9 protein-coding genes are annotated in these 10476 nt (G+C 46.8%); 3 read left to right on the top strand and 6 right to left on the bottom strand.

The window, feature by feature from the left end:
* On the top strand, positions 1-242 hold a 242-nt coding region (locus tag L4C42_RS22810; protein WP_429761799.1), incomplete at its 5' end, for a hypothetical protein.
* 382 nt (positions 243-624) lie between these two features.
* On the opposite strand, the gene rplS is transcribed toward L4C42_RS22810, so the two are convergent.
* The 5 genes from rplS to ffh all read right to left on the bottom strand — a co-directional run bounded on the left by rplS (position 625) and on the right by ffh (position 4256).
* Positions 625-978, bottom strand: a complete 354-nt coding sequence (gene rplS, locus L4C42_RS22805) for a 50S ribosomal protein L19 (protein ID WP_006074418.1) — start codon at positions 976-978, stop codon at positions 625-627.
* 42 nt (positions 979-1020) lie between these two features.
* Entirely contained in the window at positions 1021-1770 is a 750-nt protein-coding gene (gene trmD / locus L4C42_RS22800) for a tRNA (guanosine(37)-N1)-methyltransferase TrmD (RefSeq protein ID WP_353497775.1), read from the bottom strand.
* A gap of 35 nt (positions 1771-1805) precedes the next feature.
* Positions 1806-2336: a ribosome maturation factor RimM gene (gene rimM, locus L4C42_RS22795; RefSeq protein WP_353498648.1), complete on the bottom strand. Its 531-nt coding sequence runs from the start codon at positions 2334-2336 to the stop codon at positions 1806-1808.
* Between the two features lie 46 nt (positions 2337-2382).
* Positions 2383-2631 carry a 30S ribosomal protein S16 gene (rpsP, locus tag L4C42_RS22790; RefSeq protein WP_031494887.1) on the bottom strand — a complete coding sequence of 83 codons (249 nt, stop codon included), beginning with the start codon at positions 2629-2631 and terminating at the stop codon, positions 2383-2385.
* Positions 2632-2870: 239 nt separating this feature from the next.
* Positions 2871-4256 (bottom strand): signal recognition particle protein, encoded by a 1386-nt coding sequence (gene ffh, locus L4C42_RS22785; RefSeq protein WP_418641765.1) that lies wholly within the window; start codon positions 4254-4256, stop codon positions 2871-2873.
* Between the two features lie 174 nt (positions 4257-4430).
* Between ffh and L4C42_RS22780 the strand changes: the two genes are divergently transcribed.
* Both L4C42_RS22780 and L4C42_RS22775 read left to right on the top strand, forming a co-directional pair.
* Positions 4431-5225 carry a cytochrome C assembly family protein gene (locus L4C42_RS22780; RefSeq protein ID WP_353497773.1) on the top strand — a complete coding sequence of 265 codons (795 nt, stop codon included), beginning with the start codon at positions 4431-4433 and terminating at the stop codon, positions 5223-5225.
* 96 nt (positions 5226-5321) lie between these two features.
* Positions 5322-6596 carry an HlyC/CorC family transporter gene (locus L4C42_RS22775; protein WP_353497772.1) on the top strand — a complete coding sequence of 425 codons (1275 nt, stop codon included), beginning with the start codon at positions 5322-5324 and terminating at the stop codon, positions 6594-6596.
* 106 nt (positions 6597-6702) lie between these two features.
* On the opposite strand, the gene metH is transcribed toward L4C42_RS22775, so the two are convergent.
* Positions 6703-10425: a methionine synthase gene (metH, locus tag L4C42_RS22770; protein ID WP_353497771.1), complete on the bottom strand. Its 3723-nt coding sequence runs from the start codon at positions 10423-10425 to the stop codon at positions 6703-6705.
* Between the last annotated feature and the right edge of the window lie 51 nt (positions 10426-10476).

The following is a 10476-nucleotide window of genomic DNA, read 5'->3' as shown; positions in this document are numbered from 1 at the left end:
CTCCTCGACCATTCCCCAATCAATTACCTCCGCTGGAATACCCTAGCGAACATGAAGTCAGAAAGGTGAAATGTGGCGGCTATATTAAACTTAACGGGCAAGCCATTTACGTCACGAGAAGACTATTAGGTGAGTACGTTAGTTTGGAATATATCGACAATCGATGTTGGTTGCTTCGATTTGGAGAAATGAGATTAGGGATTGTAGATGAAGTTGTTGGAAAAGTAATTCGGCCAACATAGGGTGTTACCTATGTGGCCGGTTTAAAGTGTTACCTATGTGACCATCAGTACATTGTGAGCACAATAACTCAAAACTATCGGCATCCCTGCGTAGGCAGGGATCTTATTGAAGCGTTCACCAAGCCTTAAATAGATTCCTGCCTGCGCAGGAATGACACACGTTGTGAGTACAATAACTCAAAATTATCGGCATCCCTGCGTAGGCAGGGATCTTATTGAAGCGTTCACCAAGCCTTAAGTAGATTCCTGCCTGCGTAAGCGCACGGCCAGTACGTGCAAGTCAATAAAAGACACAACATTAACGTTCTTCCTTTACTTCAAACACAAAAAAAGCGGAGTCCAAGGACTCCGCTTAATATTTGAGAACGCTAGTAAAATAGCATTACTTCTTAGCAAGTTTCTCTTTGATACGAGCAGACTTACCAGAACGCTCACGTAGGTAGTACAACTTGGCACGACGTACTGCACCACGGCGTTTAACTTCGATGCTATCAACCATTGGAGAGTGAGTTTGGAACGTACGCTCAACACCTTCGCCGTTCGAGATCTTACGAACAGTGAAAGCAGAGTGAAGACCACGGTTACGGATAGCGATTACAACGCCTTCGTAAGCCTGTAGACGCTCACGGTCACCTTCTTTTACTTTAACCTGAACTACAACAGTGTCACCTGGTGCAAATTTAGGTAGGCCTGATTTCATTTGCTCTTCTTCAAGAGCCTTGATGATGTTACTCATGTTCTTAAATTCCTAGAATAAACTGATACTAAATTAAATAGGTTACTTGCTGTTATTTCGAGTTTCTTTAATGAACTCGGCAAGTAATTGTTCCTGTTCGTCAGTCAGAGCTAGGTTTTCCAGGAGCTCCGGTCTTCTTAGCCAAGTACGGCCTAACGACTGTTTTAGTCGCCAGCGACGAATATCCTTGTGGTTACCAGACTTGAGGACACTTGGTACCTCTAAATCTTCTAACACTTCAGGGCGCGTAAAGTGCGGACAATCGAGTAAGCCATTAGCAAAAGAATCTTCTTCTGCTGAAGCAAAATCGCCTAGTACTCCCGGAACAAACCGTGAGACTGAGTCGATTAGCGTCATGGCTGGGATTTCCCCACCTGTCATCACAAAATCTCCGATTGACCATTCTTCGTCAACTTCAGTTTGGATGATGCGCTCATCTACCCCTTCGTAGCGTCCACAAATCAACACAAGGTTGTCGTTTTTCGCTAGTTCTTCTACCCCAGTTTGGTCGAGTTTACGACCTTGAGGAGAAAGGTAAATGACTTTCGTCTTACCCGGTGATGCCTGTTTGGCTGCGTGAATGGCATCGCGCAATGGCTGAACCATCATCAACATGCCAGGACCACCACCGTAAGGTCTATCATCGACAGTGCGATGTTTGTCGTGAGTGAAATCACGAGGATTCCATGTCTCAATCGACAGTAGACCTTTTTTAACCGCTTGACCTGTTACTCCATAATCAGTAACGCTGCGGAACATGTCTGGAAACAGGCTAATTACGCCAACCCACATCTGTTCTCTCGCTCTATTAAGTTACTAAAAATGAATTAGAATCCAGGATCCCAGTCAACTTCGATCCGTTGAGCTTCGCGATCAACATTCTTGATCACTTGCTCTTCAAGGTACGGTACTAACCGTTCCTTTTGCCCAAAAGCATCTTTCAGATTTGCTTTCACAACCAAAACATCGTTCGAACCAGTTTCCATGATGTCAGTTACTTCCCCGAGGTCATAACCTTTCGTGGTCACTACTTTCATTCCGAACAATTCGCGCCAGTAGAATTCATCTTCTGACAGCTCTGGTAGCACAGCTGGGTCGATTGCAATCTCAAAGTTGGTCAGTAGGTGAGCTTCTTCACGAATCTCAAGACCTTCTAGTTTACACACCATACCTTTGTTATGGCGCTTCCAACTTTCGACTTTGTACTCTACCCATTCACCCTTTTGGTTAATATACCAAGGGCTGTAATCGAAAATACTTTCAGGATTGTCTGTGTAGGTAAACACCTTAAGCCATCCGCGAATGCCGTAAGTAGAACCAAATTTACCTACAACAATTCTTTCGTCTTGATTGCTCATTGTGTCTTTACCTTTCATCGACGACATACTGCTTACTTAACTAGAATTAAGCCGCTTTTTGAGCGTCTTTAACTAGCTTAGCAACGCGGTCAGAAACTGTTGCGCCTTGACCAACCCAGTGGTTAACGCGCTCTAGGTCTAGACGTAGACCTTCTTCTTGACCAGTAGCAGTAGGGTTAAAGAAACCCACTTTCTCGATGAAACGGCCAGTTGCTGCATTGCGGCTGTCCGCTACTACGATTTGATAGAATGGACGCTTCTTAGCGCCGTGACGTGCCAAACGAATGGTAACCATATCGTCCTCTTTGCTTTCTCAATAATAAAAATGACCTCAGAAATGTTTCTCTAATGAGCAACCTGAGGTCTCGTGCCAAAATAAAGCCTCGGAATTTTACTCTTATTCCGAGGCATTGCAAGGGGTTTAGCTATTTTTTCACCAGTTTTCGGGCACTGATGAAGATGTGAGCTGGGTAACAGTTTGAAAGATCAATGAGTTGCTTTCAGTCGCTCTGCTACCCTGCGCGAATCGCAAGACTATCGGCCAAACGGATTACCACCGCCGCCCATACCGCCCATGCCACCCATCATACCCTGCATATTACGCATCATGCCGCGCATGCCACCTTTCTGCATTTTCTTCATCATCTTCTGCATTTGGGTGAATTGCTTAAGCAGACGGTTCACATCTTGTACCTGAGTACCAGAACCTGCCGCGATACGTTTTTTACGAGAGCCTTTGATGAGTTCAGGACGCTGACGCTCTTTCATTGTCATCGAGTTAATGATGGCTTCCATCTGCTTGAACATCTTGTCGTCAACTTTATCTTTGACGTTGTCTGGAAGGTTAGACATGCCTGGAAGCTTGTCCATCATGCCCATCATGCCGCCCATGTTCTGCATCTGACCAAGCTGCTCACGGAAGTCTTCAAGGTCAAAACCTTTCTTCTCCTTGAACTTCTTCGCCATCTTTTCTGCTTTCTCAGTATCGACATTACGCTGAAGGTCTTCGATAAGAGAAAGTACGTCACCCATACCCAGGATACGTGAAGCCACGCGGTCTGGGTGGAACGGTTCTAGTGCGTCGGTCTTCTCACCTACACCCAAGAACTTAATTGGTTTGCCTGTAATATGGCGAACAGACAGTGCCGCACCACCACGAGCATCACCATCCACCTTAGTCAGAACCACGCCAGTTAGTGGCAGTGCATCACCAAAAGCTTTGGCTGTGTTCGCCGCATCTTGACCTGTCATGGCATCAACCACGAACAAGGTTTCAACTGGGGTGATTGCCGCATGAAGCTGCTGGATTTCATCCATCATTTCATGGTCAACCGCTAAGCGACCTGCGGTATCGACAATCAGTACGTCGTAGAATTTCTTCTTAGCGTGCTCGATTGCAGCATTAGCAATATCGATAGGCTTTTGATCGGCTGTCGATGGGAAGAAGTCCACACCCACATCACCAGCTAGCGTTTCAAGCTGCTTGATTGCCGCTGGACGGTAAACGTCGGCAGACACAACCAATACTTTCTTTTTCTCGCGCTCGTTTAGAAGCTTAGAGAGCTTGCCCACACTGGTGGTTTTACCGGCACCTTGTAGACCCGCCATAAGAATGACAGCTGGCGGCTGCGCAGCAAGGTCAAGCGCTTCATTCGATTCACCCATGACTTGCTCAAGCTCAGCTTGAACAATCTTGATGAACTCCTGACCTGGCGTGAGTGATTTAGACACCTCAACACCAACAGCGCGCTCTTTAACACCTTTGATAAACTCACGAACAACTGGCAGAGCGACGTCCGCCTCAAGTAGCGCCATACGAACTTCGCGTAGCGTGTCTTTGATGTTGTCTTCGGTCAGACGACCTTTACCGCTGATGTTCTTCAGCGTTTTGGATAGACGATCCGTTAAATTCTCAAACATTTCTTTCTCTTCGCTTCAAACTGGGCGATCAATTGCAGTGAGTATACCTTAGCCAGCAGTGAGAGTCATATCTAACAAGATCAAATACGAGTCAATAGTTTTTACATCTGACGTAGCCCAATAGGACGATGCAGGGTATAATTCGTGCTCTAAGCAATCGATTTTTTAGGAAAAATGGACAGTTTAATCGCAATTGCGGCCGCCATACTTTATGGCTTGGCCATCGCAACAATCATCCCAGGCTTGGTAAATCAGGTCGGGATCCGTACGAAAACTGTTCTGGTTAGTGCTGTTCTCGCGCTGACGTTTCACGCAGTATTGCTCAGCGACTTAATCTTCAGTGGCACCGGCCAGAACCTAAGTATTCTTAACGTCGCTTCACTGATTAGCTTCATAATCTCGCTATTTATGAGCGTCGCGATGGTGAAAACTCGTATTTGGTTCTTGCTTCCTGTGGTCTACAGCTTCGCGGCTATCAACCTAAGCGCAGCTACATTTGTACCGACGGCCTTTATCACGCACCTCGAGCACAACCCGAAACTGTTGATTCACATTTCACTGGCACTGTTCTCTTACTCAACGCTGTCTATTGGCGCACTGTATGCACTGCAACTGGCGTGGCTTGATCACAAGCTTAAAAACAAGAAAGCGCTAACGATCAACCCTAACCTTCCTCCATTAATGATGGTGGAAAGACAACTTTTCAATATCATCTTGATCGGTACCGCCTTATTAACCGCTACCTTGATCACAGGTTTTGTATTTGTCCAAGATATGTTTGCTCAAGGTAAGGCGCATAAAGGCATTTTGTCCTTCATGGCGTGGATTGTTTATTCTGTGCTGCTTTGGGGTCACTATCAAAAAGGCTGGCGCGGCAAAAAAGTCACATGGTTCGCTGTCGCGGGCGCCACACTTCTCACGCTCGCTTATTTTGGCAGCCGCTTTGTAAGAGAGATCATCTTGAACTAAGTCGACCTTAGACGCACTACAACTAAAGGCGCGTTGACAATAGGGATTAAGTAGTTCATAAATTAACCAGCTATTTACTAAAGGAATTCTAGGGCATTGGACGACATTTCGACCGGTATTTTATTTGCAATCCTTGCAGGTCTAATTGTAATTTCCGGCTATTTTTCGGGTTCAGAGACAGGGATGATGTCTTTGAACCGATACAGACTTAAACACTTATCTAAAACAGGCCACAAAGGTGCAAAGCGCGTTGAGAAACTGCTGAGCCGCCCTGACCGACTCATCGGCCTGATCCTAATCGGAAATAACCTAGTTAATATATTGGCGTCTGCAATCGCTACGGTACTTGGCCTGCGTCTATTTGGTGACTTAGGTGTCGCAATCGCAACCGGTGCACTGACCATGGTCATCTTGGTGTTTGCGGAAGTAACACCAAAAACGCTTGCCGCTCTCTATCCAGAGCGAGTGTCGTTTATGAGCAGTATCGTACTCACTATCCTGATGAAGCTGCTTTCGCCTCTGGTTATCTTGGTTAACTTCATTACTAACGGCTTTATCCGCCTGCTTGGGCTTCGGGTCGATCATAACGATGAAGACCATTTGAGCTCGGAAGAGCTGCGCACCGTGGTAAATGAGGCGGGCTCGCTTATCCCTCGTCGTCACCAAGATATGCTGATTTCGATCCTCGATCTTGAGCATGTGACCGTGAATGACATCATGATCCCGCGCAATGAGATCACCGGCATCAACATTAATGATGACTGGAAATCGATAGTTCGCCAGTTAACACACTCTCCTCATGGCCGTGTAGTACTTTATCGTGACCAAATCGACGAAGTGGTAGGGATGATAAGGCTACGTGAGTCGTATCGTTTGATGCTGGAGAAAAACGAGTTCACTAAAGAAACCCTACTTCGCAGTGCTGATGAGGTGTACTTCATTCCGGAAGGGACACCACTCAACGTGCAGATGCTCAAGTTCCAGCGCAACAAAGAACGCATTGGTCTCATTGTTGACGAATATGGCGATATTAACGGTCTAGTGACGCTTGAAGACATTCTGGAAGAGATCGTCGGTGAGTTCACCACATCCATGGCACCAACATTGTCCGATGAAATCACACCGCAAGGTGATGGCAGCTTCCTAATTGAAGGCAGTGCCAACATCCGTGATATCAACAAAGGTCTAAAATGGACGCTACCGACCGACGGACCGCGCACGCTAAATGGCCTTATCTTAGAATACTTAGAAGATATTCCTGAGAGTCACCTAAGTGTACAAGTTGCTGAGCATCAGATGGAAATTGTTGAGCTAGAAGAGAACCGCATCAAGATGGTAAAGGTTTTCCCAAAAGCGAAAAACAAGAGTTAATCAGCAAACTCAATACCGCTATCAAGACACTATGAACACATAAACAAACGGCACCGAAAGGTGCCGTTTTGCTTTAATTTGCTTGCAGATATTTGAGATATCGAGACTAGTTAATGTTAGGGCCAAGCCACTTCTCAGCTTCTTCTAAGCTCCAACCTTTACGATCTGCGTAGCTATCTACTTGGTCTTGCTGAATTTGAGCAACCGCAAAGTAGCGAGAATCCGGATGAGAGAAATAGAAGCCAGATACCGACGCCCCAGGCCACATCGCATAGCTAGTCGTTAGCGACATACCAATGGTTTCTTCTACATTGAGTATTTCCCAAAGCGAGCCTTTTTCTGTGTGCTCCGGACACGCTGGGTAACCCGGTGCAGGGCGAATGCCTTGGTATTTCTCACGGATAAGGTCGTCATTCGACAGCGCTTCATCCGCAGAATAACCCCAGATCTCTTTACGAACCTTCTCGTGCAAGCACTCAGCAAAAGCTTCCGCCAATCGGTCTGCTACTGCTTGGATCATGATGGCATTGTAGTCATCACCTTGCGCCTTGTATTCATCGGCAAGTTCACGCTCACCAATGCCACCAGTTACCGCAAAGGCGCCAATCCAATCTTGCTTGCCACTCTCCTTCGGCGCAATATAGTCCGATAGACAGTAGTTAAAGCCTTTTGGCTTCTCAGTCTGCTGACGAAGGTTGTGAAGTACAGTGCGAACTTCACTGCGCGTTTCATCTGTGTAGACTTCGATATCGTCATCCACAGAAGCAGCAGGGAAAAGTGCGCACATGCCCGCAGCTTTTAGCAACCCTTCACGTTCAACGCGATCAAGTAGGTCGTTAGCGTCTTTGTACAAACGCTTTGCCTCTTCTCCCACTTCTTCATGTTCTAGAATGGCTGGGTACTTGCCCACCAGCGACCAAGTCATAAAGAATGGTGTCCAGTCGATGTAATTACGTAGTGTCGCAATATCGAAGTTTTCAAATACGTGCACGCCCGGCTTAGCCGGCTTTGGCGGCGTGTAGTTTTCCCAGTCGATGTCGACCTTATTTTCACGCGCCTTTTCCAGTGTTACTGGCTTAGTGCGCGGCTTCTTGCGGTTGTGCTGGTCACGAACGCGTTCGTAATCGATATCCAGCTTCTCGACAAACGCAGGTTTTAGTTGATTGGAGAGTAGCGAAGTACACACACCCACCGCACGTGACGCGTTGTTTACGTATACCACAGGCTCGCTGTAGTTCTGCTCAATCTTAACCGCAGTGTGCGCTTTTGATGTCGTCGCGCCGCCAATCAGTAACGGAAGGTCGAAGCCTTGACGCTCCATCTCTTTGGCAACGTGAACCATTTCATCTAGCGATGGAGTGATTAGACCTGACAAGCCAATAATATCGACGTTTTCTTCTTTGGCAACTTTGAGGATCTTCTCACAAGGCACCATGACGCCAAGGTCGATGATCTCGTAGTTGTTACACTGCAAAACCACGCCAACGATGTTCTTACCGATATCGTGAACGTCACCTTTAACCGTCGCAAGTAGGATCTTACCGTTGGTCGAACCCGCCTGCTTAGAAGCGTTGATATAAGGCTCTAGATGCGCTACCGCCTGCTTCATAACACGTGCCGATTTTACTACCTGAGGAAGGAACATCTTACCTTCACCAAACAGGTCACCGACCACGTTCATGCCATCCATTAGTGGGCCTTCAATTACCTCGAGAGGTTTTGAGGCATTGACGCGCGCTTCTTCGGTATCTTCAACGATGAACTCAGTGATACCTTTCACGAGAGCATGCTCTAGACGCTTCTCTACTGGCCATGTTCGCCACTCTAGCGCACTGGCATCATCTTCTTTACCAACGCCTTTGTTAGCGTATTCAGCCGCAATATCAAGCAGTCGCTCGGTACCATCATCACGACGGTTGAGTACTACATCTTCTACCGCTTCACGTAGTTTGTCAGGAACGTTGTCGTAGATCTCAAGTTGACCGGCGTTAACGATACCCATGTCCATACCGTTCTTAAAGCAGTGGTATAGGAACACGGCATGAATCGCTTCACGTACATAGTTGTTACCACGGAACGAGAAGGAAACGTTGGAGACACCACCAGAGATCATTGCGTGTGGTAGGTCACGTTTGATATCTGCTACCGCTTCAATAAAGTCGACGGCGTAGTTATTGTGCTCTTCAATACCTGTCGCTACCGCGAAGATATTCGGGTCAAAGATGATGTCTTCTGGTGGGAAGCCAACCTCATCAACAAGAATACGATAAGCCTTAGTACAGATTTCTAGCTTACGCGCGCGAGTTTCCGCCTGCCCCACTTCGTCAAACGCCATCACGATAACCGCTGCGCCATACCGGCGGATCAGCTTAGCTTGCTCAACGAATTTCTCTTTGCCTTCTTTTAGCGAGATTGAGTTAACAATGCCTTTGCCTTGGATACACTTAAGACCCGCTTCAATGACTTCCCACTTAGAAGAGTCAACCATGATAGGTACTTTGGAGATCTCTGGTTCAGAAGCACAAAGATTTAGGAATCGAACCATACAGGCTTCAGCATCAAGCATGCCTTCATCCATGTTGATATCGATGATTTGTGCGCCATTTTCAACCTGCTGACGAGCAACCTCTAACGCTTCATCATACAGTTCTTCTTTGATAAGACGCTTAAAGCGAGCAGAACCAGTTACGTTAGTACGCTCACCAACGTTGATAAATAGGGATTCTTTCTCGATAGTTAGCGGCTCTAGACCGGATAGTCGACAAGCCGTCGTCAGTTCTGGAAGTGGACGAGGCGCCACATCTTCAACAGCCTTTGCCATTTGGCGAATATGCTCAGGCGTGGTACCACAACAGCCACCCACTAGGTTTAGGAAACCGCTTCGTGCCCACTCACCAATATGCTCAGCCATGTCTTCTGGGGAGAGGTCGTATTCACCAAAGGCATTCGGTAGACCGGCGTTCGGGTGAGCAGAAACAAAGCCTTCAGAGATGCGAGACATCTCTTCAACATATTGTCTTAGCTCATCTGGACCGAGTGCACAGTTAAGGCCGAAAGAAAGTGGCCTCACGTGACGCAGGGCATTATAGAAAGCTTCGGTGGTTTGCCCTGAAAGAGTACGACCAGAGGCATCGGTGATGGTACCTGAGATCATGACCGGAAGCTCGATACCTAGCTCTTCAAATACGGATTCAACCGCAAATGAACAGGCCTTTGCATTTAGGGTATCGAAGATGGTTTCAATAAGAATTAAGTCACTGCCACCGCGAATCAGCGCGCGAGTTGACTCAGAGTAAGCTTCCACCAACTCATCAAAGCTTACATTGCGGTAGCCTGGATCATTAACGTCAGGAGAGATTGAACAAGTGCGGTTTGTTGGACCAAGTACACCGGCTACGTAACGAGGGCGTTCTGGCGTTTTTGCCGTCCACTCATCGGCAGCAATTCTAGCAAGCCTAGCCGCTTCGTAGTTAATTTCATCACTCAGAGATTCCATCTCGTAATCGGCCATGGCGATCGTGGTGGCGTTGAAAGTGTTGGTTTCAAGAATATCCGCACCCGCTTCTAGGTAAGCGCTATGGATTTCTTTAATAAGATCTGGCTGAGTTAAAACTAAAAGATCATTGTTGCCTTTAAGATCACACTGCCAATCTGCAAAACGCTCGCCGCGATAGTCATCTTCTTCAAGCTTGTATCCTTGGATCATGGTGCCCATACCACCATCGATCAAAAGAATACGCTGCTTGAGCTGATTTTCTATCTGAGTTTTTTTGCTAAGAGCTTTCTTGCCTTGAGCATAGTTGCTTTCAACGTACTTACTGCTTCCCACGATACTGCCTCATTCCTTGCTAATGCTGTCATCGTATCATAGATTTTTTAG

It is taken from the genome of Vibrio wakamikoensis (assembly GCF_050337275.1).
GTDB classification, from domain to species: domain Bacteria; phylum Pseudomonadota; class Gammaproteobacteria; order Enterobacterales; family Vibrionaceae; genus Vibrio; species Vibrio chaetopteri.
The sequence above is the reverse complement of the archived record's forward strand: the minus strand, read 5'-3'. Positions and strand labels throughout refer to the sequence as shown.

Excerpts from the sequence above, each read along its gene's own strand:
- rimM (WP_353498648.1), bottom strand. The coding sequence starts at position 2,336 with ATGAGCAATCAAGACGAAAGAATTGTTGTAGGTAAATTTGGTTCTACT.
- ffh (WP_418641765.1), bottom strand. The coding sequence starts at position 4,256 with ATGTTTGAGAATTTAACGGATCGTCTATCCAAAACGCTGAAGAACATC.
- L4C42_RS22780 (WP_353497773.1), top strand. The coding sequence starts at position 4,431 with ATGGACAGTTTAATCGCAATTGCGGCCGCCATACTTTATGGCTTGGCC.
- rpsP (WP_031494887.1), bottom strand. The coding sequence starts at position 2,631 with ATGGTTACCATTCGTTTGGCACGTCACGGCGCTAAGAAGCGTCCATTC.
- rplS (WP_006074418.1), bottom strand. The coding sequence starts at position 978 with ATGAGTAACATCATCAAGGCTCTTGAAGAAGAGCAAATGAAATCAGGC.
- trmD (WP_353497775.1), bottom strand. The coding sequence starts at position 1,770 with ATGTGGGTTGGCGTAATTAGCCTGTTTCCAGACATGTTCCGCAGCGTT.